The sequence below is a fragment of the Streptomyces sp. NPDC058240 genome (assembly GCF_042882135.1).
In the GTDB taxonomy this organism is placed as follows: Bacteria; Actinomycetota; Actinomycetes; order Streptomycetales; family Streptomycetaceae; genus Streptomyces.
Window position 1 is genome coordinate 107,284 of record NZ_JBHVWT010000005.1, and the last position, 23,784, is coordinate 131,067.

At 69.8% G+C, this 23,784-nt stretch carries 24 protein-coding genes and 1 pseudogene; 8 read left to right on the forward strand and 17 right to left on the reverse strand.

The window, feature by feature from the left end; all coding sequences use genetic code 11:
• The first annotated feature begins 17 nt into the window (after positions 1-17).
• The 3 genes from ACFVX4_RS12475 (at position 18) to ACFVX4_RS12485 (ending at position 4,983) form a co-directional block, all read left to right on the forward strand.
• The gene (locus ACFVX4_RS12475) at positions 18-3,536 is read left to right on the forward strand and encodes a hypothetical protein (protein WP_389975133.1); all 3,519 of its coding nucleotides are present in this window, start codon (positions 18-20) and stop codon (positions 3,534-3,536) included.
• 277 nt (positions 3,537-3,813) lie between these two features.
• Positions 3,814-4,167 (forward strand): hypothetical protein, encoded by a 354-nt coding sequence (locus ACFVX4_RS12480; RefSeq protein WP_389975136.1) that lies wholly within the window; start codon positions 3,814-3,816, stop codon positions 4,165-4,167.
• 159 nt (positions 4,168-4,326) lie between these two features.
• Positions 4,327-4,983, forward strand: a complete 657-nt coding sequence (locus tag ACFVX4_RS12485; RefSeq protein WP_389975139.1) for a hypothetical protein — start codon at positions 4,327-4,329, stop codon at positions 4,981-4,983.
• 46 nt (positions 4,984-5,029) lie between these two features.
• Here ACFVX4_RS12485 and ACFVX4_RS12490 read toward each other — a convergent pair whose 3' ends face one another.
• The 4 genes from ACFVX4_RS12490 to ACFVX4_RS12505 all read right to left on the reverse strand — a co-directional run bounded on the left by ACFVX4_RS12490 (position 5,030) and on the right by ACFVX4_RS12505 (position 8,003).
• On the reverse strand, positions 5,030-5,677 hold the full coding sequence (locus tag ACFVX4_RS12490) for an HAD family hydrolase (protein WP_389975142.1): 648 nt from the start codon (positions 5,675-5,677) through the stop codon (positions 5,030-5,032).
• Positions 5,674-6,558, reverse strand: coding sequence for a helix-turn-helix domain-containing protein (locus ACFVX4_RS12495; protein ID WP_389975145.1), 885 nt, complete (start codon positions 6,556-6,558; stop codon positions 5,674-5,676). The genes ACFVX4_RS12490 and ACFVX4_RS12495 overlap by 4 nt, the downstream gene beginning before the upstream one ends.
• Positions 6,559-6,894: 336 nt before the next feature.
• Complete coding sequence (locus ACFVX4_RS12500; protein ID WP_389975148.1) at positions 6,895-7,140, reverse strand: DUF397 domain-containing protein; 246 nt, start codon at positions 7,138-7,140, stop codon at positions 6,895-6,897.
• Complete coding sequence (locus tag ACFVX4_RS12505) at positions 7,137-8,003, reverse strand: helix-turn-helix domain-containing protein (protein WP_389975151.1); 867 nt, start codon at positions 8,001-8,003, stop codon at positions 7,137-7,139. Before ACFVX4_RS12505 ends, ACFVX4_RS12500 begins: the two co-directional genes overlap by 4 nt.
• A gap of 134 nt (positions 8,004-8,137) precedes the next feature.
• Here ACFVX4_RS12505 and ACFVX4_RS12510 point away from each other — a divergent pair, with 134 nt between their 5' ends.
• Positions 8,138-8,557, forward strand: a complete 420-nt coding sequence (locus ACFVX4_RS12510) for an ATP-binding protein (protein WP_389975154.1) — start codon at positions 8,138-8,140, stop codon at positions 8,555-8,557.
• Positions 8,558-8,560: 3 nt separating this feature from the next.
• Here the strand turns inward: ACFVX4_RS12510 and ACFVX4_RS12515 are convergent, their stop codons facing one another.
• The 5 genes and pseudogenes from ACFVX4_RS12515 to ACFVX4_RS12535 form a co-directional block, all read right to left on the reverse strand.
• Positions 8,561-8,812 carry a type II toxin-antitoxin system RelE/ParE family toxin gene (locus ACFVX4_RS12515; RefSeq protein ID WP_389975157.1) on the reverse strand — a complete coding sequence of 84 codons (252 nt, stop codon included), beginning with the start codon at positions 8,810-8,812 and terminating at the stop codon, positions 8,561-8,563.
• A complete protein-coding gene (locus ACFVX4_RS12520; protein WP_389975160.1) occupies positions 8,809-9,063 on the reverse strand; it encodes a type II toxin-antitoxin system Phd/YefM family antitoxin in 255 nt (84 codons plus the stop codon). The genes ACFVX4_RS12515 and ACFVX4_RS12520 overlap by 4 nt, the downstream gene beginning before the upstream one ends.
• 294 nt (positions 9,064-9,357) lie before the next feature.
• Positions 9,358-9,528: pseudogene (locus ACFVX4_RS12525) on the reverse strand (GNAT family N-acetyltransferase); the annotation flags it as partial.
• 40 nt (positions 9,529-9,568) lie between these two features.
• The gene (locus ACFVX4_RS12530; protein WP_389975163.1) at positions 9,569-9,916 is read right to left on the reverse strand and encodes a YciI family protein; all 348 of its coding nucleotides are present in this window, start codon (positions 9,914-9,916) and stop codon (positions 9,569-9,571) included.
• Positions 9,913-10,848 (reverse strand): virginiamycin B lyase, encoded by a 936-nt coding sequence (locus tag ACFVX4_RS12535; RefSeq protein WP_389975166.1) that lies wholly within the window; start codon positions 10,846-10,848, stop codon positions 9,913-9,915. Before ACFVX4_RS12535 ends, ACFVX4_RS12530 begins: the two co-directional genes overlap by 4 nt.
• 340 nt (positions 10,849-11,188) lie before the next feature.
• Here ACFVX4_RS12535 and ACFVX4_RS12540 point away from each other — a divergent pair, with 340 nt between their 5' ends.
• Both ACFVX4_RS12540 and ACFVX4_RS12545 read left to right on the forward strand, forming a co-directional pair.
• Complete coding sequence (locus ACFVX4_RS12540) at positions 11,189-12,061, forward strand: LysR family transcriptional regulator (protein WP_389975169.1); 873 nt, start codon at positions 11,189-11,191, stop codon at positions 12,059-12,061.
• A 64-nt stretch (positions 12,062-12,125) separates the two neighbouring features.
• The gene (locus ACFVX4_RS12545; RefSeq protein WP_389975172.1) at positions 12,126-14,708 is read left to right on the forward strand and encodes a bifunctional FO biosynthesis protein CofGH; all 2,583 of its coding nucleotides are present in this window, start codon (positions 12,126-12,128) and stop codon (positions 14,706-14,708) included.
• Between the two features lie 61 nt (positions 14,709-14,769).
• Here ACFVX4_RS12545 and ACFVX4_RS12550 read toward each other — a convergent pair whose 3' ends face one another.
• The 3 genes from ACFVX4_RS12550 to ACFVX4_RS12560 form a co-directional block, all read right to left on the reverse strand.
• Positions 14,770-15,414 (reverse strand): dihydrofolate reductase family protein, encoded by a 645-nt coding sequence (locus ACFVX4_RS12550; RefSeq protein ID WP_389975175.1) that lies wholly within the window; start codon positions 15,412-15,414, stop codon positions 14,770-14,772.
• A 119-nt stretch (positions 15,415-15,533) separates the two neighbouring features.
• A complete protein-coding gene (locus ACFVX4_RS12555) occupies positions 15,534-15,932 on the reverse strand; it encodes a hypothetical protein (protein WP_389975177.1) in 399 nt (132 codons plus the stop codon).
• Positions 15,929-16,213 (reverse strand): hypothetical protein, encoded by a 285-nt coding sequence (locus tag ACFVX4_RS12560; protein ID WP_389975180.1) that lies wholly within the window; start codon positions 16,211-16,213, stop codon positions 15,929-15,931. The genes ACFVX4_RS12555 and ACFVX4_RS12560 overlap by 4 nt, the downstream gene beginning before the upstream one ends.
• 200 nt (positions 16,214-16,413) lie before the next feature.
• On the opposite strand from ACFVX4_RS12560, the gene ACFVX4_RS12565 reads away from it, so the two are divergent.
• Positions 16,414-17,529 (forward strand): ADP-ribosylglycohydrolase family protein, encoded by a 1,116-nt coding sequence (locus ACFVX4_RS12565; RefSeq protein ID WP_389975183.1) that lies wholly within the window; start codon positions 16,414-16,416, stop codon positions 17,527-17,529.
• A gap of 29 nt (positions 17,530-17,558) precedes the next feature.
• Here ACFVX4_RS12565 and ACFVX4_RS12570 read toward each other — a convergent pair whose 3' ends face one another.
• Complete coding sequence (locus ACFVX4_RS12570) at positions 17,559-19,130, reverse strand: sodium:solute symporter family protein (protein WP_389975186.1); 1,572 nt, start codon at positions 19,128-19,130, stop codon at positions 17,559-17,561.
• A gap of 394 nt (positions 19,131-19,524) precedes the next feature.
• Positions 19,525-20,307, reverse strand: coding sequence for an SDR family oxidoreductase (locus ACFVX4_RS12575; RefSeq protein WP_389975189.1), 783 nt, complete (start codon positions 20,305-20,307; stop codon positions 19,525-19,527).
• Positions 20,308-20,387: 80 nt separating this feature from the next.
• Here ACFVX4_RS12575 and ACFVX4_RS12580 point away from each other — a divergent pair, with 80 nt between their 5' ends.
• The gene (locus tag ACFVX4_RS12580) at positions 20,388-21,242 is read left to right on the forward strand and encodes a hypothetical protein (protein ID WP_389975192.1); all 855 of its coding nucleotides are present in this window, start codon (positions 20,388-20,390) and stop codon (positions 21,240-21,242) included.
• A 142-nt stretch (positions 21,243-21,384) separates the two neighbouring features.
• On the opposite strand, the gene ACFVX4_RS12585 is transcribed toward ACFVX4_RS12580, so the two are convergent.
• The 3 genes from ACFVX4_RS12585 to ACFVX4_RS12595 all read right to left on the reverse strand — a co-directional run bounded on the left by ACFVX4_RS12585 (position 21,385) and on the right by ACFVX4_RS12595 (position 23,663).
• A complete protein-coding gene (locus ACFVX4_RS12585; protein ID WP_385328922.1) occupies positions 21,385-21,591 on the reverse strand; it encodes a DUF397 domain-containing protein in 207 nt (68 codons plus the stop codon).
• 231 nt (positions 21,592-21,822) lie between these two features.
• Positions 21,823-22,692 carry a helix-turn-helix domain-containing protein gene (locus ACFVX4_RS12590; RefSeq protein ID WP_389975195.1) on the reverse strand — a complete coding sequence of 290 codons (870 nt, stop codon included), beginning with the start codon at positions 22,690-22,692 and terminating at the stop codon, positions 21,823-21,825.
• 248 nt (positions 22,693-22,940) lie between these two features.
• A complete protein-coding gene (locus tag ACFVX4_RS12595; RefSeq protein WP_389975198.1) occupies positions 22,941-23,663 on the reverse strand; it encodes a GPP34 family phosphoprotein in 723 nt (240 codons plus the stop codon).
• Positions 23,664-23,784 lie beyond the last annotated feature (121 nt).

A 23,784-nucleotide genomic window follows, 5' to 3' on the forward strand; every position in this document is an offset into this window, starting at 1 on the left:
GGCCCGGGGGGAACGGAATGCCCAGCTACCCACGCACGGCGGCGAGATCCGCGAGATATGCGAGATCGCGCAGATCGGCGGCGTACGCCGCGCTGTTGCTCGCGCTGTCGGTCCTGCTCTCGCTACTGGTACCCGCGAGCGTCGCCCAGGCGTACGCCCCCACCGCGACGGCCGATGCCACGGCCGACGAGGACTGTGCAGCACTGCCGCTCTCCGGCTTCGGCGAGGCCGCCCCGGCGGAGGGCAGGCCGACGATCCCGGGCGGCGGCACGGTCTGCTTCACGATCACGGCCGGGGCCGCCGGGCTGCACAAGGTGGTGGTCGTCGGCGGCACCGACGCCAACACGTACGCCTATGTCTTCGACGGCGACACGGAGATCAACTGCTACGACTCCGAGTGGGGCGCCGGCTGGTGCCGACTGCCCCGTTCGGGCGAATTCACGCTCCGGCTGACGAACAACGCGTTCGAGGCGAGCAAGCCCACCGTCGCCGTCATCCCGCTCGCCACTGCCAAGGGCTGCGCCCCGGAGATCAGCACCGCCTGGGACACCGCCCCCGTCGTCGGCTCGGCCACCGGGCCGACCGCCATCCAGTGCCAGCCGTTCAACGGCAGGCCGGGCGAGCGGATCACCAACGACATCAGGACGACCGCGTACGGCCAGGGCCTGTCGTGGATCACCGACGAGACCGGCGCCCGGATCTGCCCGCACTTCAACGAGGACGACAGCGAGGGCTGCGTCCTGCCCGGCGATGGCCCATACCGGGTCCTCTCGCAGGTCAGCGAGGCGGAGCACGGCTTCCCCGCCGAGTACACCCTCACCGTCCGCCGTATCTCCGACTCGGCCGGCTGCACCCAGGTCCCTCTGAACGCGTACAACTCCGCGCCCACGACCGCGGCCCCGGCCAGCGGCTGCAAAACGTTCACGGCCCCGGCCGCCGGACGCTACAACGTGTACTCCGTCAGCGATGGCACCCGTTCGACGCTCGCCGTGTACGACCGGGACGGCAAGACCGTCTGCGCCACCTGGGACGGCGACTGCGGCCTTCCCGCCGCCGGTGACTACACCGTCTTCACCGATCACCCGACTCTCATCCTCGACAGCTCCGCCACCACTGGGTGCGAGCCCGTCGAACTCGGCCTCTACCACGGTGCGTTCACAGCGGCTGGTGAGATCGACTGCCTGTCCCTGCCGCTTCCCGCGGACGCCCGCCTGGCCGTGCTGAAGGCCCTCAGCGGGTCGGCGCCGCGCCCCGAAGTGACCGTCGTCGACGCCGACGGCGCCCAGCGGTGCGACTGGACCGACCTGTCGGCCGGCACGTGCGCACTCACCGGCAAGGCCCCGTTCCGTGCCCTGGTCTCCACCGACGACTCGTCGGAGCCGACCGGCCCGTATGCCCTCGCCCTGCACCGCACCGACGCGGCGAGCGACTGTCCCGCCATTCCGGCGGGGGACTTCACCGCGACGAGCTCGGCTGCCCGGTTCTCCACCGGTGACGGGGTCTTCTCGCGCTGCCTGAGCATCCCGGCCGACGACCACGGTGCCCAGGAGAATCTCCAGCTCCAGGCGGCCCCCGGCACCACGTCCACTGCCGCATTCACCGTCCTGGACCCCCACGGCAAGCGGGTCTGCTCGATCTACTCGACCCTCTCCAGCTGGACGACCTGCGCGCTGGCCCCCGGTGTTGCCCACACCGTGCTGGTCACCGGCCGTGACACCGCCGCCGACTACACCCTGACCCGCCGCGACGTCACCGCGACCGCGAAGGGTTGCACCCCGAACCCGGCGACAAAGGTCGGCGGCCCGTCCACAGGCGGCACCATGGGCGCCCCTGGCGAGCTGCGCTGCCGCCAGGTCACCACCGCCGACGCCAAGGACACCCTGCACATCGATGTCCGTGACGAGCTCGGCACCGCGAACGTGGTGGTGTACGACGCCGACGGCACCGCCCTCTGCAACAAGAACCAGGCGTGCGCCGTCACCGGTTCCACTCACTATCAGGTCCTGGTCACTGTCCGGGCGGGCCTGAAGGCCGCCGACTCGTACCGCTTCGACGCCCTGCGCATCGCCGGTGCCGACGGACCGGCCGCCGAGTGCGAGAAGGTCGCGAGCATCGCCTACGGGTACGGCCCGATCACCGGCACCCTCGACGAGCAGCACACCGCCGTCTGCGCCGCGCTGCCCACGGCGTACCGGGACCGGTTCGACATGGCGATCAGTGACACCACGGGCGCCACCGGGACCGCGGTGCCCGCGCTGTACGACGCGAGCCTCGACAACGGCTGCATGCGCTTCATCCCCACCGGCTACCAGTGCGCCGTGAACGAGCCGTACTCCGCCGAGCCCACTCCGAGCATTCTGGTCCTGTCGCTGCCGGAGAAGGCGTCGAAGACCTCGTACAAGGCCGAGGCGGTCTGCTGGTCCAACATCTGCGGCACGGAGAAGGTGAGCATCGGGTCGGTCTCCCCGGCAACCGGGGACGTCGGCACCAAGGTGACGGTCCGGGTGACCGGTACGGCCCTGCACAAGGACGACAAGGTACAGATCCAGCTCTCCGGCAAGGTGGTCGAATCGACCACAGCCGAGGTCTCGGCGGACCGGAAGACCCTGACGGCCGTCCTCGACCTGACCGGGGCCACCGTCGGCACCTGGTACCTCAGCGTCGTCACCCACAACAGTGGGCAGTACGGGCGCGGCTCTTTCGAGGTCACCCCGGCCCCGCTCCGCAACAGCGCACCGCCGACCATCGGCACCACCGCCCGCGTCGGCGACCGCCTCACCGCGGCCCCCGGCACCTGGACCCCCGCCCCGACCTCGTACGCCTACCAGTGGAACGCCGACGGGCAGCCGATCAGCGGGGCCACCGCGTCCACGTACACCGCCCCGGCGTCGCTGCTGGGCAAGAAGCTCACGGTCACCGTCACGGCCCGCCGCACCGGCACGGCGGACGTCCCGGCCACCTCGGCGGCGCTCACGGTCGCCAAGGGCGCGGCGCCCAGGGTGACGACCGCACCGAAGATCACCGGCACTGTGAAGGTCGGCGCCAGACTGACCGCCACGAGCGGCAGTTGGACGCCCGCCGCTACCTCCTACAACTATCAGTGGAAGGCCGACGGTCAGGCGATCAAGGGCGCGACGGCCTCGGCGTACACCGTCCCGGCCTCGCTGCTCGGCAAGTACCTCACCGTCACCGTCACGGCCCACCGTACCGGTCACGCCGACGGTTCCACGACGCCCGCCTCGGTGAAGGTCGCCAAGGGCAGCGCACCCAAGGCCACCAAGCCGCCAACGATCTCCGGCACGGCGAAGGTGGGCCGCACCCTCAAGGCCGCCAACGGCACCTGGACGCCTACTCCGACCTCGTACGGCTACCAGTGGTACGCGAACGGCAAGGCGATCTCCGGCGCGACCAAGTCCTCGCTGACGCTCAAGTCCGCCCAGCGCGGCAAGAGGATCACCGTCAAGGTGACCGCCCGCCGCACCGGTCACGCCAGTGGCACGGCAACCAGCCAGGCGACCAAGACGGTTGCCCGCTGACGCGTACGGGCCGAACACAAGGGCCGGGCGACCCGCACCAGACGGTGCGGCGCCCGGCCCTTGCGCGTACGGGCGTCCGGCGTTCGCGGCCCGTTGCGGAACGACAGTGGGGCATCAGTGGAGCATCAGCGGGATTGGTCATCATGGGGCCGCCGCGGTCGTCGGTCCAGGTGGGCGAAGATCGCGGTGGCGTGGCTGCGAGGAAAATTCATGGCACCCCCCGCCACGAATGCCTCGCATACGCGCCGTCCGGAATGTGACATTCAGCGAGGGAACGTTGAGAGCAAAGATCGCCAAAATCGCGGCGGCCACACTGCTGGCCGTCGGCTCCGCTGCCGTGATCGTCGCCACCGCCTCCGCCTCGGAGGACACCGACATCCCCGTCCCGGCATCGAGCGCTTCAGGGCAACCAGAGGAACCCGCCCCCAGCCTGACCGAGTCGCCCCGTTCCGCTCTCGCCCCGGAGTCGGGCAGCACCACGGCATCACCTCCGGAGCCGGGCAGCACCACAACGCCGCCCCCGGACCAGAGCAGGACAACGGGACCGCCTCCGGAGCCGGGCCAGACCACGTCACCGCCCCCGGAGCAGGGCGAGTCACCGGAGCAGCCGCCGTGGCCCGGGGCGCAGTGACACCGGTATGGAAGATATGCGTTGAATGCCTTCTTTGCACCCGACCGGTCCTGCGGTGTCACGCCCTGGGCTTGCCCGAAATGACAGGTATGGGGCCCGTCGGTACGTTCGCCGCAGGTCGGCCGTCAGGCCGGCGTCTCTGAGACGGAGAGAAGTGACATGCCTACGCGTACCTTCACTGTGGCCGCCGCCGTAGTCGGCACAGCGGTCCTTGCCACTGGCATCACCTATGCCTCGACTGACGGATTCACCCAGTCCGAAACGGCCGCCGGGCGAGCTGCTCAGCCCGCTCACCGGGCTGCCCCGCCCGCCCCGCCCGCCCGGCAGGTTGCCCCCGCTCCGGCCCCCCTCGGCAGCGACAGCGGAACGGAGGGCAGGGGGGACAAGGGGGACAACGGTGGCGACCGCGGAGGGCGCGACGACGAGGGTGGCGGCCGTGGCGGGCGCGACGACGAGGGTGGCGGCCGTGGCGGGCGCGGCGACGAGGGCTCCGACCGGGGAGGGCGCGACCGCGGCTACGACCGGAGGGGGGAGGAGAGGATCTACTTCAACGAACGGGAGTACTCCGCCTATCCGGGGGGCTGCGTCCCCGCGGCCAGCGGGCTGGGATCGAGCAGCTTCAGCATCTACAACAACAGCCGGAATGCGGTCGAGGTCTTTCGGGGGTTCGCCTGTGACGGCGGTTCTCCGGTCGCCACGGTCGGCCCCTACGGCAGCACCTACGGTGTCGTGACTCCTAACGTCCGAGGCGGCGGGTTCATCGACAACGGCGTCGCGGGCAGCTTCCGGGTGATCGGCCACTACGAGGAGTGGTGACGGGCCGGAGCACCGCGAGACACGGGAAGCGGCGGGCCGGGAACTCTCAGCTCCCGGACAGCAGCGTCGGCAGCTTGCGCATGTCGTCGAAGACCACGGTGTCCGGGCCTTCCAGCCAGTGCGCCGGGGTCAGCCCGCCCGCGAAGCCGAAGGCCCGCATCCCGGCCGAACGGGCGGCCTGCACGCCGTACTTGCTGTCCTCGACGACCACACAGGCGGCGGGCTCGACCCCCATCCGCCGGGCCGCGTGAAGGAAGAGATCGGGGGCGGGCTTTCCGCGTGCGACCTCGGTGGCGCTGAAGATGCGTCCCTCGAAGTGCGCGTAGAGCTCGGTGTGGCCCAGGGTGTGGCGCATCTTGTCGTGGCTGCCGCTGGAGGCCACGCAGGTGGGGAGCGTGAGGGCGGCCAGCGCTTCGTGGATGCCCTCCACCGCGACGAGTTCGGTCCCGACCGCGTCGCGGTGGAGGTCCTCGAAGCGCTGCTGCCAGGCGGCGGACGCACCGGGCAGCCGGGCATCGACCAGCTCGCCGATGGACTTGTTCGACCGCCCCACGAACTGCTCGACGACCTCCTCCGCCGTCAGCGGCCACCCCAGCTCGGCGCCCACCTGGACCTGGATGCGTACGGCGATGCGTTCGCTGTCGACGAGCACGCCGTCGCAGTCGAATATGACGAGTTCAGGGGTGGTGATCATCCGGTCAGGATAGGGAACGGGGCGTGGGCGGCGTCGGCTGCGCAGTCGTGGCAGTTGCCCGGGACGAGGGAGCGGAAGGCGCGGTCGCAGCGGTCGCAGTTCTGGAGCGGGACTGCGGGCATGTCCGGGGTCGGTGGGGGCGGCAGAAGAGCCGTGAGGCGGTGTCGGAGGAGCTTGGCGGGGTGCTTGAGGGGCTGGGGGAGGTCGTGGGTGAGGGCGTGCCGGAGGGCGGCGGGTGTGGCGCCGCGCTCGAACCAGGTGGCGGCGGCGGGTGCGAGCAGGACGACGTCCTTCTCGGCGAGGTGGATCTGGGGCGCGTGGCGGGGGAGATCGGTGAGCAGCGCGGTGGCGGCGCGGATGAGCTGGGGGAGCTCCTTGCGCGGCTGGGGGAGCGGCGGGGGCGGGGCCTTGGCCGGTGCGGGTGCCGGTTCGGGGGTTGGTGCGGGTGCCGGGCCGCTGGGCTGGGGGCGCGGCTTGGGTGCCGGGGCCGGAGCCGGGTGCCGCTGCGTGGTGCCGGTCGGCTGGTTGTAGGAGCAAGTACGGGTGACGACACGGCCGTTGGGAAGCCGCTCGCGGGTACGGCTCAGGTAGCCGTGGGCCTCCAGTTCGCGTAACGCGGCGGCGATACGGGCCTCGCTGTCCGGGAAGCGTTCGGCGAGCGTCTTGATGCCGATCCGCGCCCCGGCGGGAAGCGACTGGATGTACGTCGAGAGCCCGATCGCGAGGAGGGAGAGCTCGCGGTGCTGGGCGAGATGGTTGCCGATGACGGTGAAGCGGCTGGTGTGCCGGGAGTTGATGTGCATGACACCGGCTGTCGGCGTGGCGCCCCCGCGAACGGGAGACGGGGTGCGCGAGGGCGCGCTAACCTGCTGTGTATCCATCAGGAAGCTCCGAACTTCCTCGGTGGTCAGGCCCTCGGTATGGGATTGCACTCCCGGCCGGGGGCCGACGCATGTCTGGGGGTTGTCGCGGCGAGCATATGCCAGCGAACCCCTGCGGAATCCAGCTCAGTTGGCGAACCTCACCCGTGTGAGTGACGGGCCCCTGTACGTGGCTGGGGGAGGGGTTGGGTTGGGAAAGTTTCTTCTTCCCCAAGCCTTTAAAAGCTCTTTTACGTCGGGGGCCGCCGCGTCGCGGTCACCCGGGTCGCGGCGCACCGGGTCGCGGCTGTCGCGATCCGGTGCGGGACCGGGCGAACGTGGGCTGACCTGGTGCGATCAGCCCTGACGCGCGTACGTGACGAACGCGGACCAGGCGCCGGGGGCGACGTCGAGGTGGGGGCCCTGGGTGCTCTTGGAGTCGCGGATGTGGATGGTGGCGGGGCAGGTCGCGACCTCGACGCACTCGCCGCCGCCACCGCTGCTGTAGCTCGACTTACGCCAGTCGAAGGCGACCTCGACGCAGGTTCCGCCCTCGCCGCCGCTATAGCTGCTCTTGAACCAGCGGAGCTGCTCGGTGTTCATAACTCTCCCAGCATCTTCTCGATCAGCATCAGGGACTCCCTCGGGGTGAGAGCCTGCGCTCGCATGATTCCATAGCGCTCGCTGAACAGGCGGACCTCGTCCGGGTCGGTGATGAGTCGGGCATGCCCCTGGATCTCTGTGTACGCAACCTCGCTTCGGCCCTTGGGGGTCAGGAGGGTGAACGGGCCGTCCATGGAAGGGTGTTCGTCTCGATCGGTGGGCATCACCTGAAGCTCCACCGTTCGCATCCGACTGATCTTGCTCATCCGGAGAAGTTGGCCAGCGTGGACGGCTCGTCCGCCGAGCGGGCGTTGGATGACTGCTTCCTCGATCACGAAGCTGAACGTCGGCTGAGGCCAGCGCTCGAAGATTTGTTGGCGGGCAAGTCGGTCCGAGACACGCTTCTCCACGGTTTGCTCGTCCAGCAGAGGGCGGCGCTTCGTGAACACTGCCCGTGCATACTCCTCTGTCTGGAGCAGACCAGGAATTGCCTGGTTGCTGTACTCGTGGAGTGCCAGAGAATCGGCCTCCACCCGCGCGAAGCCCCGGAACCAGTCGGGGTGCCGGGTTCGCGCCTTCGCCAGCGCCTCTCGCACCTCGTCGGCGGTGGCTCGCAGCACCCCGTCCGCGCCGAGGAGCGGGTCCACACGGATCAGGAAGTCGGGCTGCGGCGTGCGCACCCCCCGCTCCATCGCCGAGATGAGGTCTTCCCCGCAGTGGGCCGCGAGGCCAAGTTCCCTCTGACTCATGCCCGCGCGTTCGCGCAACACCTTGATCTGTTTGCCCAGTGCCCTGAAAAGGTGCGCCGTTCCATCCGATTCGGCCGGCTGCTCCGGCCTTTCTTCGCGTTCCGCGTTCGCCATCTGCCCCGCACCGCTCTCTGTTCGCCCGGTCACGGCCGACGCCCCGTACAGCCGACGGAGCGTGCCCGTGCAGCTACTCGGCGTCGTGGTGTCACTCCTGGTCAGCGTACGAGCAACCGGACACGCTGAGTCACATGAACGCTGAAATCACCCTTGCGGGCGCCGAGTTCGCCCAACGCTTCAGCGCCACCCGTCGGGGCGCGCGCCTCGCCCGTCGGCTCGCGGTGCATCAACTCGACGCGTGGGGCGTGCCGTACGGGAGCGAGCTCTCCGGGGACGTCGCGGTGATCGTGTCCGAACTGGCGGCCAATGCGGTGCTGCACGGGCTGGTGCCGGGGCGGGACTTCGAGCTGCGGCTCGTCGTTCTCGCGGGCACGCTCCGTATCGAGGTGTCGGACGCGAGAGGGGAACGGGAGCCGGAGGTGAGGCCCTCCCGCCCCGGCGCGGAATCGGGGTTCGGCCTGCACCTGGTCGGGGCGCTGGCGACCTCGTGGGGCGTGAAGGACCGGGACGTGGGCAAGACGGTGTGGGCGGAGCTGGCCACGTCCCGGTGAACGTCAGCCGAGGCGGCCGACGTGGATCACGATGATGGTGACCTGGGCTTCTTTGATCTCGTACAGCACGCGATAGCGCCCCACGTGCACGCGCCGCAGCGTGGGAGAGCCGTATGGCGCTGACCCTTGAGGCGCGGGGTCGTCAGCGAGCAGGTCGACGGCATCCATTAACTGGCGCAAGCCGTCGGGATCGTCCTTGAGGAATCGGGCAGCCTGGTCGATGGCGTGCTCGTCCCAGGTGATCAGATACGTCAACGCTGCTCCAGGCCGAGTCGTGCGCGGACCTGGTCATGCGGGACGGTCTCCACGGCGCCAGCGGCCTGGCGAGCCTGGTACTGGGCGAGAGCCAATGCATCCTCCAGCTCGGCCAGTTCTTGAGCGTTGATCAGTATGGCCGCGGGCTGGCCGTGGTCGGTGATCGTGATGCGTTCGCGCGCGTTGGAGGCTCTGCGGACGAGAGAGCCGAAGCGGGCTCGGGCTTCAGTGATTGGTAGCGTGTCACTCATGTGCAGAAGTGTACACTTGTTGCATCTTGTGTCCAGCTGGTGTCCGTGCGTGAGTCGACTTCCTGCGACGTGAACAGGGCAGAGTGCCGCGAGACGGATGTAGCGGCGATTCCCCGGGCATGGCCGAGCATGTCTGCGATGCGCATCGATGTCGGCCTCATAACCGGGCTCCGCGGCGTAAGCAATCCCAAGAAGCTGTCATGCATCGAGCGGGAGACCACGGTCAGCCGCTGAGTCCGTGACGGCCTTCGGGCAGGGGCCTGATCCGCATCGCGGGTCAGGCCCGCGGCAGCGTCAGTCCCAGACCAGGTTGAGGGAGCGTTCGAAGTTGACGTATCCGGCGCGGGCGAAGGCCTTCGCCATGGGGACGTTGCCGAGGTCCGTCGATGCCCTGATCCGGTCGACGCCCTCGGCGGCCAGGATGCGGGTGCCCTCGGCGAGGATCTCGTCGATGTAGCCGTTGCCGCCCCCGATCCGCCGGACAGGCCCGAGGGCCGCATGCTGCTCAGGCCGATTCGAGGATCGGGCGGATTTCGAGCGCCTCCGGGGTGGGGAAGCCGCGGGCCAGGTCGATGGCCTCGGCGTGGTCGGCCACCTCCAGCACGAACCAGCCGCCGAGGGTTTCCTCGCCGCTGTGCACGGGACCCTCGGTCACCGCCGTGGACCCGTCCGCCGTCCTGCGCACGGTGACAGGGCCTTGGTGCTCGGTGTCGAGGGCGTCGCCGCCCGCCAGCTTGCCCGCTGCCGCGAGCTCGCCGATCCAGGTCTCGTACGCCTTTCGGTAGGCGGCGCGGTCGGCCTGGATCAGGGCGCGTGACGCATCCGTCTCGAAGACCACGAGGGCGTATTTCATGGGGTGTTCCTCTGTTCGGTGTTCTTGGTGGTGAGGGTGGTTCTGGTCGTGGCCGGTTCGATGCGGGCCAGTGCGCCCGTCTCCAGGGCCGTCCACAGGGCGCCGTCCGGGCCCACCGTGATGCCGTGCGGCTCGGAGGCCGGGGTCGGCAGGTCATGGACGGTGACCGTGCCGTCGGAGGTGAGCGAGCCGACTCGGTTCCCACCCCATTCGGTGAACCAGGCCGTTCCGTCGGCGTCGGTCGTGACGGCGTGCGGCTTGGCGGAGCGGTCGGGCAGCGGGTACTCGGTCATGCGCCCGTCGGGTGTCAGGCGGCCGATCTGACCGGCCGCGATCTCGGTGAACCAGACACTTCCGTCCGTGCCCACTGCGATCCCCACCGGTGCGGCCGCCTCGGTGGGCAGGTCATGGACCGTGATGGAGCCGTCCATGCCGATACGGCCGATGGCGTTGGCCTGGTTCATGGTGAACCACATCGAGTCCCCGGCCGCGGCGATCGCGGAGGGGAACGCGCCGGTGCGGGGCAGCGGGTACTCCGTGACCGATCCGTCGGTGGTGACGCGGCCGATGCGGTCGGCGGCGGTCTCGGTGAACCACAGCGCGCCGTCCGGCCCCGCCGCGATGCCGAAGGGCCCGCACTCCGCAGTCGGCAGCGCGAACTCCGTCACCTGGCCGGCGGGCGTGATCCGCCCGATCTGGTGCCCCCGGTACTGCGTGAACCACAGCGCACCGTCCGGCCCGTTGCAGATGACCGTCGGACCGCTGTCCGGGGCGAGTCGATGACTGGTCGGTTCCTGTCCCGGGACCAGCCGGCCGATCCTGCCGCTGTGCACCAGGGTGAACCACAGCGCGCCGTCCGGGCCCGTGGTGATCGCGTACGGGCCGCTCTCGCGGTCGGACACCGCGTACTCCTCGACGGTTCGGGGTGTCACTGCTGCTCCAGATCTTCGGTGGCGGCGATGCGCTCGACGTCCTGCGGGGTGCTCGGATCAGGTGTCACGCGGCAATCTCTCTGTGGGGGTTCGTACTCGGCGGGCGGAGCACAGGGCGGTGAGGTCTCACGCCCGATGAGCTACGCGCCTTCCGGGCCGTCGGCCGACTTGAGCGGGCAATTCCTGCCGCCTCGCGCCGGCTCATGTCACCCGAGGGAAGTTTCCCGGCCTGGTCCCGAGCATGCATACCGGGGCGGCCCGGGAACAACAGCTGATCTTGTTATGGTCGTTAACCCAGAGGTTCACGACTCCGGGTACCGGAATGGAATCGGGGAACAGGATGGAACTGCGGGACATAGAGATCTTCCTGACGCTCGCGGAGGAGCTCCACTTCGGCCGCAGCGCCGAGCGCCTGCATGTTTCCCCGGCCCGTGTCAGCCAGGCGATCAAGAAGCAGGAACGCGCCATTGGCGCCCAGCTCTTCGAGCGCACAAGCCGCCAGGTGCGGCTGACCCCCGTCGGAGAGGTGCTGCTCCAGCGGCTGAAGCCGGCATATGAGGGCATCCAGGACGCCCTGGCGGAGGTGATCAACGTCGCCCGCCAATCTTCCGGCACGCTGACGCTGGGGGTCTTGGGCGCCCAGATGCACGACATGGCCCCGGTCCTGACCCGCTTCCGGTCCCGGCACCCGTCCGTCGAACTCCGTTTCCGGGAAGTGTTCTTCAGCGATCCGTTCGGAGCCTTGCGGGCCGGCGAGGTCGACGCGGTGACCACTTGGCTGCCGGTTCGCGAGCCGGACCTGACCGTCGGGGCGCTGCTGCGCGAGGAACCCCTTCATCTGATGATGGCCGCGGGCCACCCGCTCGCCCGGCAGGAGTCGGTGAGCATGGAGGTGCTCGGCGATCACATCGTGCCGCGCCTGAACGGCCCCATACCCGCCTACTGGGAAGCCGCCGTCCTGCCGGCCCGCACTCCCGCCGGACGCCCCGTCCGCCGCGGCCCGGCCGTCAGCACCTTCTACGAGATCCTTGCCCTCGTCGCGGCAGGCGACGCGGTCTGCCCCGTCCCCGACGAGGGGCGGCGCTACAACGCGCAGACCGATGTCGTCTACCTCCCCCTCCACGATGCCCCGCCCGTCCAGTGGGCCCTGATCTGGCGCACGGACCGCGCGACCCCGCTGGTGCATGCGCTCGCTGGGGCGGCGACGGACTGAACCGTGGTCGTGCCCGGCAGATGCCCTGGTCCGGGGCGCGGGCCTCGCTCGTATGCTCGGGTTCATGACCGATCCTCAGCGCGGACGTCCGACGACCAATTCCATGCGGCGGGCCCTCAAGCGGGCCCGTGACGGTGTCGCTCTCGATGTGGCCGAGGCCGCCGTTCTGCTCCAGGCGCGGGGCGACGACCTGACGGATCTCGCCGCTTCGGCCGCCCGGGTGCGCGATGCCGGCCTCGATGCCGCGGGGCGGCCGGGGGTGATCACGTACTCCCGGAAGGTCTTCATCCCGCTGACCCGGCTCTGCCGCGACAAGTGCCACTACTGCACCTTCGTCACCGTGCCCGGCAAGCTGCGGCGCGAGGGACACGGGATGTTCCTCTCGCCCGACGAGGTGCTGGACATCGCCCGCAAGGGCGCGGCCATGGGCTGCAAGGAAGCGCTGTTCACGCTGGGTGACCGGCCCGAGGACCGGTGGCCCGAGGCGCGGGAGTGGCTGGAGGCCGAGGGGTACGACGACACCCTCGCGTACGTACGCGCCATGGCGATCCGGGTGCTGGAAGAGACGGGGCTCCTCCCGCACCTCAACCCGGGCGTGCTGACCTGGACCGACCTTCAGCGGCTCAAGCCCGTCGCGCCGTCCATGGGCATGATGCTGGAGACGACGGCCACCCGCCTGTGGTCCGAGCCCGGCGGCCCGCACCACGGCTCCCCGGACAAGGAACCGGCCGTGCGGCTGCGGGTGCTGGAGGACGCGGGGCGCTCCAACGTCCCGTTCACCACCGGCATCCTGATCGGCATCGGCGAGTCGTACGAGGAGCGCGCCGACTCCCTCTTCGAGCTGCGCAGGACCGCCCGCGCCTACCACGGCATCCAGGAAGTCATCGTCCAGAACTTCCGCGCCAAGCCGGACACCGCGATGCGCGGCATGCCGGACGCCGAGCTGGAGGAGCTGGCCGCCGCCATCGCCGTGGCCCGGCACATCCTCGGCCCGTCCGCCCGCATCCAGGCCCCGCCGAATCTCGTCGACGCCGAGTACGCGCTGATCGTCGGCGCCGGGATCGACGACTGGGGCGGGGTCTCGCCGCTCACGCCGGACCATGTGAACCCCGAGCGCCCCTGGCCGCACATCGACGAACTCGCCGCGAGGACCGCCGAGTCGGGCTTCGAGCTCCGGGAACGGCTCACCATCTACCCGGAGTTCATCCGGCGCGGCGAGCCGTGGCTCGACCCCCGCCTCCTCCCGCACGTCCGCGCCCTCGCCGACCCGGAGACGGGGCTCGCCCGCGAGGGTGCGATCCCCGCCGGGCTGCCCTGGCAGGAGCCCGACCAGGAGTTCGGCGCCACCGGCCGCACCGACCTGCACCGCACCATCGACACCGAGGGCCGCACCGGCGACCGCCGCGAGGACTTCGACGAGGTGTACGGGGACTGGGAGGCGCTGCGCGAGGCCGCCGCCCCCGGCATGGTCCCGTCCCGGATCGACGGCGATGTGCGCCAGGCGCTGAGCCAGGCCGCCGACGATCCGACGAAGCTCACCGACGAGCAGGCGCTCGTCCTGCTCCACGCGGACGGCCCGGCGCTCGACGAGCTGTGCCGGATCGCGGACACCCTGCGCCGCGACGTGGTCGGCGACGACGTCACGTACATCGTCACCAGGAACATCAACTTCACCAACGTCTGTTACACCGGCTGCCGGTTCTGCGCCTTCGCCCAGCGGCGCACCGACGCCGATGCCTACACCCTCTCCCTGGACCAGGTCGCCGACCGGGCCGCGCAGGCGTGGGACGTCGGCGCGGTCGAGGTCTGCATGCAGGGCGGCATCCACCCGGACCTGCCCGGCACCGCGTACTTCGACATCGCGAAGGCGGTGCGCGAACGCGTCCCCGGCATGCATGTGCACGCCTTCTCGCCCATGGAGGTCGTCAACGGCGCCACCCGCACCGGGATGTCCATCCGTGACTGGCTGATCGCGGCGAAGGAGGCCGGGCTCGGCTCGATCCCCGGCACGGCGGCCGAGATCCTGGACGACGAGGTCCGCTGGGTCCTCACCAAGGGCAAGCTGCCGACCGCGACCTGGCTGGAGGTCATCAGGACCGCCCACGAGGTGGGCCTGCGCTCCTCGTCCACGATGATGTACGGGCATGTCGACCAGCCCCGCCACTGGCTCGGACACCTGCGGACCCTGGCCGGCCTCCAGCAGGAGACCGGCGGCTTCACGGAGTTCGTGACACTGCCGTTCATCCACACCAACGCGCCCGTCTACCTCGCGGGCATCGCCCGCCCCGGCCCGACCGACCGCGACAACCGGGCCGTCACCGCCATGGCCCGGCTGCTGCTGCACCCGCACATCACCAACATCCAGACCAGCTGGGTCAAGCTCGGCACGGAGGGCGCGGCCGAGATGCTCCGCTCGGGCGCCAACGACCTGGGCGGCACCCTGATGGAGGAGACCATCTCCCGGATGGCGGGCTCCGGTTACGGCTCGTACCGCTCCGTCCAGGACCTGGTCGCCATCGCGGAACTCGCGGGCCGTCCGGCGAAGCCGCGTACGACGCTGTACGGGGAGGTCCCCCAGGAGCGGGTGTCGGCGGCGGCGGCGTCCGACGGACACCTGCCGGAGCTGCTTCCCGTGCTGCCGGACTGAGGCCTGCGGCGCCGTACGCCGGAGCGATCGTACGGCGCCGTCCGCGGCGGTTTCCCCCGTGTCACTTCCGCCAGAACAGGTGGTGGGTCACGCCGCTCGGGCTGGGCACGACATCCAGGTGGAACCGGTCGAGCAACTCGTCGGGCGACTTCCAGAGCCGTGACCCGGACCCGAGCTCCACCTGCGAGACCGCCACATGCATGGTGTCGACCAGGTCGGCGTCGAGGAACTCGCGGATGGTGGTGGCTCCGCCGCCGAGTCGGACGTCCTTGCCCTGCGCCGCTTCCCGGGCCCGTTCGAGGACCGTGGCGGGGTCGTCGTCGACGAAGTGGAACGTGGTGTCGGAGAGCGTGAACGAAGGACGCGTGTGGTGGGTCATCACGAACACCGGGGTGCGGAACGGGGGCTCGTCGCCCCACCAGCCACGCCAGTCGAGGTTCTCCCAGGGGCCGCGCTGGGGCCCGAACTTGCCGCGCCCCATGATCTCGGCGCCGATGTTGCGGGCGTAGTCCCGCGTGAGGTAGTCATCCAGACCGCGGCTGCCACCGGGGTCGGTACGCATGGGCCAGCTCGCCGTGGCCCCGGCCCAGGAGAACATCTCCCCGGGATCGGCGTCGCCGAACGGCCGTTCCAGACTCGGGTTCTCGCCGGCGCCGAATCCGTCGCTCGAAACGTTGAAGTTCTGGACTCTCAGCAGCTGAGTCACGTGTCTCCTCCTGTGCGTGTCGGTAACAGTGGGACTCCCCACACCGGGAAAAATCATCGGTGTGGACGTGGCGTTGTCGGCGTCCGACCGACTCCGGCGCGGGGCGGGTACGCCGCGGCTCAGTGGAAGCCGAGCATCCCGGGCGAGTCGATATCGACAGTGAGGATGCCGGGCGGGTAGTCGTCCTCGCGCCCGGTCAGGATGATCGACATGCCGCCGCTCTCCTGGTGGGGTGTCGCCACGTAAAGCGCGTGGCAGGTGTCGGGCTCTCCCCAGCCGTCGCGCACCATGGCTCCGACGGTGGCCGCTGCCGTCCGGTCGAGCGGGTCGACCAGAACCCCGGGGAGCGCCAGCGCCTCACGCGCCAGGTTCTCCGATGCCGCCTCTCCGTACATGAGGCACAGCGCGGGGACGTGCAGCCAGTCTCCCGGCGTGTGGGCCATGTTGTCGGCGAGGAGGTGCAGGGCGCGATGCCCTCGGGTGAGCGCCGCCACCGCGCTCGTGTCGAGGATGATCACGCTGCCCTGTCCCGACCGGCACGCATTTTCTCGGCCGCCATGGCGTAGACATTGGCCAGCACGTCCGGACCGTCCTCGAATTCCTCGTCGGTCAGGGTGCAGCCCATGCGCTCCCGGAGCACCCGTCGGGTGGTGGCCACGCGCTCGGCGATCTGGGCAGCGGTGGGCTGCTGCGAGGCCAGCTGGTCGACCAACTGGCCCAGGCTCAGGCCGCGTTCCTTGGCCAGCTGGGCGAGGTGGTCGCGCGTCTCTTTGGGGACCTGGATCGTCGTAGTAGCCATAGAGTCACTATAGGGTCGTCATGGCGAGAGGGTGTGTCATGTCACCCGAGGCGTCTTCGTCCGGTCATAAACGACCTGCGGGACGTCCGTTCACATACCGGCCCGTACCCGATTCGTGCGCTCTACCGACCGTCTCCGTTCGATTACAGTGCTGCGCAGTCGCAGGCGGGCCGGATCTCGGGCCGACGGGGGAGGGCGCGGTGAGCACAGGGACCACGGCTGTGTGGGGCCGTGCCGAGCAGCAGGACTTCCGCAGCCGGGTACGCGGCGCACTGCTGGGCGGGGCCATCGGAGACACGCTCGGGGCGGGGGTCGACGGGCTCACGCTCGAAGAGATCCGGGCGGCCCACGGCGCCGACGCCGTCACCGATCTGGTGCCCGTGCACGGCGGACGCGGCACCGTCACCGCCGTCACCCAGCTCACCCTCTTCACCGTCGACGGGCTGATACGCGCCCAGGTCCGTCGCGACTCCGGGGCCTGGCACCCGCCCACCGATGTGCACCGGGCCCATCTGCGGTGGGCGGCCACCCAGCACGACTGGGGGCCCGACGAACGCCGCGAGGACAACGGCTGGCTCGCCCGGCAGGAGTGGCTGTACGCCCGTCGCGGCCCGACCCGGGAATGCCTGACCGGGCTCGGCGACACCACCATGGGCACCCTCGACAAGCCCAAGAACCCCCAGGCGCGGGACTCGGCGGCCCTCACCCGGTCCGTACCGTTCGGGCTGCTCGTCGGCTGGGAGCCCCAGCTCGTCCTCCAGCTCGCCGTCGAGTGCGCCGCCCAGACCCACGGCCACCCCACCGCCCTGCTCTCCGCGGGCGCCCTCGCCGTGATGGTGCACGGACTGGCCCGCGGCGAGACCCTGGACGGCTCCGTCCAGCACGCGCTGGGCCTGCTCGCCGAGCGCCCGGGGCACGAACCGGTCACCGAGGCGCTGAAGCAGGCCCTCGGCACCGTGCGCCAGGGCATTCCGGGACCCGCCCTGATCGAGTCGCTGGGGGCCACGGACGCCGCGGAGGAAGTCCTCGCCGTCGCCGTGTACTGCGCGCTGGTCGGCGAGGACATCCGGCACGGGCTGCGGCTGGCCGTCAACCACGGCGGGCCGTCCGCGGCCACCGGGTCCCTGTGCGGGGCGCTGCTCGGCGCGCTGCACGGCGAGACCGCGCTGCCGCCCGCCTGGCTCGCCGAACTGGAGGGCAGGGCAACGCTGTTGGAGCTCGCGGACGACTTCGCGATGGAGATGACGCAGGGACCGGCCCTGCACAGCCCGTCGGCCGCCGCACCGGGCTGGCTGGCCCGCTACCCGCGCGCCTGACCCACCCCCGCCGCGTGGAGCGGCGGGCGTCAGTCCTTCACACCCTCCGTGACCGCGGCGTCCCCCGGACCGGCCTGAGCCGGCACCGTCGCCCCGGCCGCCGTGCCGTCACCGTCGGAGTTGATCTGCTCGATGATCGCGTCGCGCTCCGGGGTGTCCTCGGGCCTGACGAAGCCGATCACGATGTAGAGGACCAGTGAGATCACCAGCGGCAGGGCCACCTGGTACTGGAGCGCGACGTCCGTCTTCACCGAACCGTCGAAGTCGTAATTGGTGAAGTAGAACGCCAGCAGCCCCGCCGCCCAGCTGACGAGCGCCGCCGTCGGACCCGACCTGCGGAACCTGCGCAGCAGACCGAGCATGAACGGAATCGCGATCGGACCCATCAGACCGGCGACCCACTTGATGACGACGGAGATGATGTCCTTGAACGTCGGCGAGTTGATCTGGGTGGCGAGCGCCATCGACAGGCCGAGGAAGCCGAGCGTGGACAGCCGCGCCGCCAGCAGCCCGGCCCGACTGCCCCAGTTGCGCGCCGACTTGGAGAGGACCGGGGCGATGTCCCGGGTGAAGACCGCCGAGATGGCGTTGGCGTCCGAGGAGCACATGGCCATCGTGTGCGAGAAGAAACCGACGACGACCAGGCCCAGCAGGCCGTGCGGCAGCAGCTGTTCGGTCATCAGGGCGTAGCTGTCCGAGGCGTCCGGCTTCTGCGCGTGGACCAGCAGCGGGGCGCACCACATCGGGAAGAACAGGACCGTGGGCCAGACCAGCCAGAGCACGGCGGAGAGCCGGGCCGAGCGCTTCGCGGCGGCTGCGGAGTCCGTGGCCATGTAGCGCTGCGCCTGGTTCCACATGCCGCCGTTGTACTCGAAGGTCTTGATGAAGAGGTACGCCAGCAGGAAGGTCACGGTGTACGGACCGGCCGTCGGGTTCGTATGCCCCTCGGGCAGCTTGTCCCAGACCGTCCACAGGGTGCTGACGCCGTCGAGCTTGCTCATGGCGGTGACGAGCATCGCGACGCCGGCGAAGAGCTGGATGACGAACTGCCCCAGTTCCGTGAGCGCGTCCGCCCACAGACCGCCGACCGTGCAGTAGACGGCGGTGATGCAGCCGGTGATGAAGATGCCCTGGGTGATCGAGATGCCCGTGAAGACGGACAGCAGCGTGGCGATGGCGGCCCACTTGGCGCCGACGTCCACGATCTTCAGCAGCAGCCCGGACCAGGCGAGCGCCTGCTGCGTCGGGATGTTGTAGCGGTTCTTCAGGTATTCGAGCGGCGAGGCGACATGCAGCCGCGAGCGCAGCCGGTTGAGCCGGGGAGCGAAGAGCTGGGCGCCGATGCCGATGCCGATGGCGATCGGCAGCGACCAGGTGACGAAGGAGGTGACACCGTACTGGTACGCGATGCCCGCGTACCCGGTGAACATCACCGCGCTGTAGCCGGACATGTGGTGCGAGATGCCGGAGAGCCACCACGGCATCTTGCCGCCCGCGGTGAAGAAGTCACTGACGTTGTCCACGCGCTTGTGGGACCAGATCCCGATCGCGATCATCACGCCGAAGTAGCCGATGAGCACGACCCAGTCGAGACTGTTCATGTGCCCCCTCCTGGGGTCCGCCTTGTGAACGGGGAGCGCGCTTCGTCGGTACGGCCGTTCAGCGGGGCCCCGTGCGGGAGCGGGGACATCGGGGATTGAACCGCCTGTCCGGTACCGGGGTCAAGGTTTTCGCGGTCAGGGATGTGAACGCAGATCAGTAAGTCGAACGATTTTGCTTGCTCTTGACTTACGCGGTCGTTGTCGCCGACGTGACAGCGGACACACGATGAGCGGGCACTTCGTCAGGTCGTGCAGAGACCGGGGAAACTCCGAAGAACGCCGAAGTACGCCGCAGAGCACAGAAAACCGCACGGGATGCGGGTCCCGTGCGGCGGAGAGGGGGTTCTATCGCAGGAGGCGGGTCCAGGGCCCCCAGGGCCTGTCCGGACAGGCCCTAGCGCATCAGCTCGCCCGCGTTGACCAGAAGCGACTGCCCGGTGATCGCCCGCGCCCGGTCCGAGGCCAGGAACACGGCGGCCTCGGCGACATCGCCGTCGGTGGCCGGCTCCGGGAGCGCCATGCGTTCGGTGAGCCTGCCCAGCACCTCGGCCTCGGGCACCCCCTCGCTGTGCGCCGTGAACTGTACGTACGCCTGCACCGGCGGCCCCCACATCCAGCCCGGCAGCACCGTGTTCACCCTGATCCGGTGCGGGCCCAGTTCCTGGGCCATGGAGTACATGGCCGAGGTGAGCGCCCCCTTCGAGGCCGCGTACGCCGCCTGCTGGACCTGGGACGGCGCGGCCACCGAGGACTGCGTACCGATGATCACCACCGAACCGCCGCGCTCCTTGAGGCCGGGCAGGCAGGCGCGGGTCATCCGCAGCGTGCCGAGCAGATTGACGTCGATCACCGACTGCCAGGTGGCGAAGTCGGCGTCCTCGATCCCGCCGAAGTAACTGTCCCGGGCGGCGACATGGACCACCGCGTCGATCCGCCCGAACCGCTCCAGGGCCAGCGCGGCGAGCGCCTCGCACTGCGCCTCGTCGGTGATGTCGGTGGCCAGCCGGGCCGTGTGCCGGCCGTCCGGGTCGATCTCCGCGGCCGTCCTGGCGAGATTCGCGGCGGTACGCGCCCCGAGCACCGCGTCGCCGCCGTCCCGCACGACCGCCGCCGCGACCCGGTGCCCGAGCCCGGCGCCCACCCCGGACACGATGACGGTCTTCCCCGCGAGCAACATCGGTGGCCTCCCGGCTCTGGCAGTTCTTCTGACGGAGCGTCAGAGTAGGACGCCGCTGTGGAGTACGGAAGGGGAACGGCATGAGCGACGAGACGCGGAGCGACACCTACGCCGAACTGGCCGCGCTGGGGCCGTACGGCGTCCATCCCGGCCATGCGCTGATCACCATGGTCGAACCGCACCCGGGCCATGAGTACGCGTACAACCGCTGGTACGAGGACGACCACTACTACGCGGGCGCGATGGCGATGCCCTGGATGTTCGCCGGGCGGCGCTGGGTGGCCACCCGGGAGCTCCAGGAGCTGCGCTACCCGGAGGCGTCCGCCGTCGCGCGGCCCGTCACGGCCGGCTGTTATCTGTCGACGTACTGGGTGACGGACGGGCGCTACGACGACCACATGAGGTGGACCGTCGGCATCAACCGGAGGCTCAGCCGGGACGGTCGGGTCCACCAGGGCCGTACCCATGTGTTCACCGCGTTCCAGGACCACGAGGCGACGGTCTACCGGGACGGTGCCGCGGGGCCCCGGGACTTCCATGCCCTCGACCACCCCTACCGGGGGGTGGTCCTCGAAGTGATCGACGTCGAAGGAGACGGTGCCGAAGGGGCCGGGAGGCGGGCCGAGTTGCTGGAGTGGCTGCGCTCGCGGCATCTGCCGAAGCGGCTGGCCGGCTCCCCGGCGGCGATGGTGACCGTCTTCCGCCCCACGCCGCTGCCCGGTGACCGGATGAGCTATGTGAAACAGGTCGAGGGCGTCGACACCCGGCTGACCCTGCTCTGGTTCCTCCAGGAGGACCCGAGGGAGTGCTGGGCCGAGCACTTCACCGGGCTCGACGCGGCGGTCGTGGAATCCGGCCTGGGGCGGGTGGAGTTGGTGGCGCCGTTCATCCCGACGGTGCCGGGCACCGATCTGTATGTCGATCAGCTGCGCTGAGCATTCCGGTCACCCGGCCGCCCCGTTGCGTGGTTGCCCGTCGGGTCGGGCATCGAGCCCCCTCGGCCAGGACGGCGGACCAGTCGAGAGGGCTGACAACGGCACCGGAACCGGCACCGCGATGCGCACGGAAAATCATTGATCAGGCGTTGACGGCATCCTTGCCGACATCGCGCACGAATGCGTTCCAAGCGGCGGGGACGAACGTGATCGAGGGGCCCTCGGGGGCCTTCGAGTCGCGCACGTCGATTGCCTGCGTGAGAGGGGACTTGACTTCGACGCAGGCGCCGTTGCCCCCGGAATACGAGGACTTCGTCCACTTGTCCGTAGCACCCTGACGAATGGCCATGTTCACTCCGGTTCAAAGAGTCGCGTAAATGACACCAACAGTGTTCCGGTTGGTGTGATCGACGCTACTCGCCAAGCTCCTTGTGCGAAGGGGGCGTTCACTCGACCGAGTGGTATATACCAGGTAGATCTTCCACTCGGGGCGGGCGGCGGTGTACCTTACCGCCGCCCCTCCCGTAACATCACTTCATTTTCCGCAATCCGGACTTTGCAGGCTGCCCCGCACCGGTGCTCAGTCGGTGCTGAGCCGGGTGTAATCCTTCACGATCTCGGTGATGAAGTGCCGAGTCTGTTCCACATTCAGCGCCTGTGCCCGCAGGTGCTCGTACATGACGCTGTACCGCTGCACATCGTTGGCTTTCTCCAGATAGAGATCGCTGGTGACGCCTTCGATATAGACGACGCTGGAGTCGGCGGCGTCCGGGAATTCGAGAATGGCGTACTGCCCGTTGATGCCGGGGTGCGCGCCCATTTCGAACGGCAGCACCTGCACGGTCACGTGCGGCAGCTGGGACAGCTCGACCAGCTGCTCCAGCTGTTCGATCATCACGTGCTTGCTGCCGACCAGCCGGCGCAGCGCGGACTCGTCGATGACCGCCCACAGCCGCAGCGGATGCTCGGGGTCGGTGATCCGGTCCTGGCGGCGGGCCCGGACGCTGACGCGCTTGTCGATGTCGGACGGCGGGGCCTCCGGCAGCGCTCCGTTGATCAGCGCCTCGGCGTAACTCCGGGTCTGCAACAGGCCGGGGACCACCTGGGGTTCGTACACCCGCAGCGATTCGGCGTCGGTCTCCAGACCGATGTAGACGCTGTACGGGATGTCGCCGAAGGCGTGCCACCAGCCCTGCTGGCGGGAGTCCTTGGCCATCTGCATGAGTGAGTCGACGATCCGGTGGTCCTCGACCTGGTACACCCCGCAGAGATCGCGGACATCACGCTGGCTGATGGAGCGGCGGCCGTTCTCCAGGCGGCTGATCTTCGACTGCGAGACCAGCAGCCGCTCCGCCACCTCCTCGGCCGTCATGCCTTTGAGTTCGCGCAGTCGGCGCAATTCCTGGCCCAACCGGCGTCGCCTGACGGTGGGATTGACGTTGGACGGCACGGAAACGGCACCTCCGGCTATGTAGCTGTGCGTATCTACTGCTCAGCAGATTGCCACCACTTCCCCCGGTCGCGCTGGGAAATGGCCACACGCAAGCGCACGGGGCAGCCGATGTCTCTCGGCTGCCCCGCGCTTGGTGCGGCTCCCGAACCGGGTCTTGGGGACGACGGTGCGGCGGTATTCGGTTGGTGCTGCCGTGCAGTTGCGCGGCGGTGCGGCGGTGCGTACGGCCCCGGGGCGTGGTGCGCCTAGTGGGCCGCGGTGTGCGCCATGCTGCCGCGGCGTGACTGCGACTGCACTTGCGGTTGCAATGGAACTCCGGCCGCCTGATTGCGGCGCGGCTGTGCGACCGCCCCGTTCTGGACGTCCATCACGGCATGTGCCACGAGTCCGCCCATGGGGTCGTGCCTGATCAGGTCCCGGAGCCGGGAGCGTGATGAACGCCCCTCGTTCCCGGGATACAGGTGCTTGCCGAGTCCGACCGCGTGGGCCAGCGCGGCGAGCGCCGCGGTCCGCGGGTCCGGCGGTACGCCGGTGCGGATCGCACTGTCCAGCCTGGCTCTGATGTCCCGGCTGATTGCCGTCTCCGTCGCCTGGTAGCGAGTCGTCGGCAGCACTCCGCACATCTGGCCCGCCACGGCATGCACCATGCCGCACCGCTCCAGATGAGCGAGGTAGATCTGACGCAGCCCCAGCCGGGGCCCGCCAATCCAATGGACCGCCCGAACAGGGCTGCCGCGTCGCCGCAGCAGTTCCAGTGCGGAGTCCAGAGTCGGATCTCCTGTCGGCCGTGGCATCACCACGGCGATACGATCCCCGTCAGGGGCTATCCGTCCTGCCAGAGCCAGCTCCACTAGCTGAGCTCCGGCGAGGCCGAGGTCGAGCGACTGCGGCTGCGCTGTGGTACCCGTGGTCGGGTCCAGAGCGAGCAGCAGAAGCTCCTCCGGAATTGTTCTGCGGCTCCTGCCCATCCATGCCTCCCCGCGTGGATGAATGACAGGGTGACCCCTCTCACATTGGTCTGTCGAGAGTGCCTGGGTGCTTTGTATGGGAACCAGTAGCTATGTCGTTCCCGTCTAGCAGCCGGGCCGG

Bases quoted from the DNA above. Each gene is read 5' to 3' on its own strand.
- ACFVX4_RS12585 (WP_385328922.1), bottom strand. From the start codon at position 21,591: ATGGCCATTCGTCAGGGTGCTACGGACAAGTGGACGAAGTCCTCGTAT.
- ACFVX4_RS12570 (WP_389975186.1), bottom strand. From the start codon at position 19,130: ATGAACAGTCTCGACTGGGTCGTGCTCATCGGCTACTTCGGCGTGATG.
- ACFVX4_RS12530 (WP_389975163.1), bottom strand. From the start codon at position 9,916: ATGAAATACGCCCTCGTGGTCTTCGAGACGGATGCGTCACGCGCCCTG.
- ACFVX4_RS12495 (WP_389975145.1), bottom strand. From the start codon at position 6,558: ATGGATACACAGCAGGTTAGCGCGCCCTCGCGCACCCCGTCTCCCGTT.
- ACFVX4_RS12520 (WP_389975160.1), bottom strand. From the start codon at position 9,063: ATGAGTGACACGCTACCAATCACTGAAGCCCGAGCCCGCTTCGGCTCT.
- ACFVX4_RS12595 (WP_389975198.1), bottom strand. From the start codon at position 23,663: ATGGGCAGGAGCCGCAGAACAATTCCGGAGGAGCTTCTGCTGCTCGCT.
- ACFVX4_RS12490 (WP_389975142.1), bottom strand. From the start codon at position 5,677: ATGATCACCACCCCTGAACTCGTCATATTCGACTGCGACGGCGTGCTC.
- ACFVX4_RS12485 (WP_389975139.1), top strand. From the start codon at position 4,327: ATGCCTACGCGTACCTTCACTGTGGCCGCCGCCGTAGTCGGCACAGCG.
- ACFVX4_RS12505 (WP_389975151.1), bottom strand. From the start codon at position 8,003: ATGGCGAACGCGGAACGCGAAGAAAGGCCGGAGCAGCCGGCCGAATCG.
- ACFVX4_RS12575 (WP_389975189.1), bottom strand. From the start codon at position 20,307: ATGTTGCTCGCGGGGAAGACCGTCATCGTGTCCGGGGTGGGCGCCGGG.
- ACFVX4_RS12510 (WP_389975154.1), top strand. From the start codon at position 8,138: ATGAACGCTGAAATCACCCTTGCGGGCGCCGAGTTCGCCCAACGCTTC.
- ACFVX4_RS12560 (WP_389975180.1), bottom strand. From the start codon at position 16,213: ATGGCTACTACGACGATCCAGGTCCCCAAAGAGACGCGCGACCACCTC.
- ACFVX4_RS12500 (WP_389975148.1), bottom strand. From the start codon at position 7,140: ATGAACACCGAGCAGCTCCGCTGGTTCAAGAGCAGCTATAGCGGCGGC.
- ACFVX4_RS12475 (WP_389975133.1), top strand. From the start codon at position 18: ATGCCCAGCTACCCACGCACGGCGGCGAGATCCGCGAGATATGCGAGA.
- ACFVX4_RS12540 (WP_389975169.1), top strand. From the start codon at position 11,189: ATGGAACTGCGGGACATAGAGATCTTCCTGACGCTCGCGGAGGAGCTC.
- ACFVX4_RS12580 (WP_389975192.1), top strand. From the start codon at position 20,388: ATGAGCGACGAGACGCGGAGCGACACCTACGCCGAACTGGCCGCGCTG.
- ACFVX4_RS12545 (WP_389975172.1), top strand. From the start codon at position 12,126: ATGACCGATCCTCAGCGCGGACGTCCGACGACCAATTCCATGCGGCGG.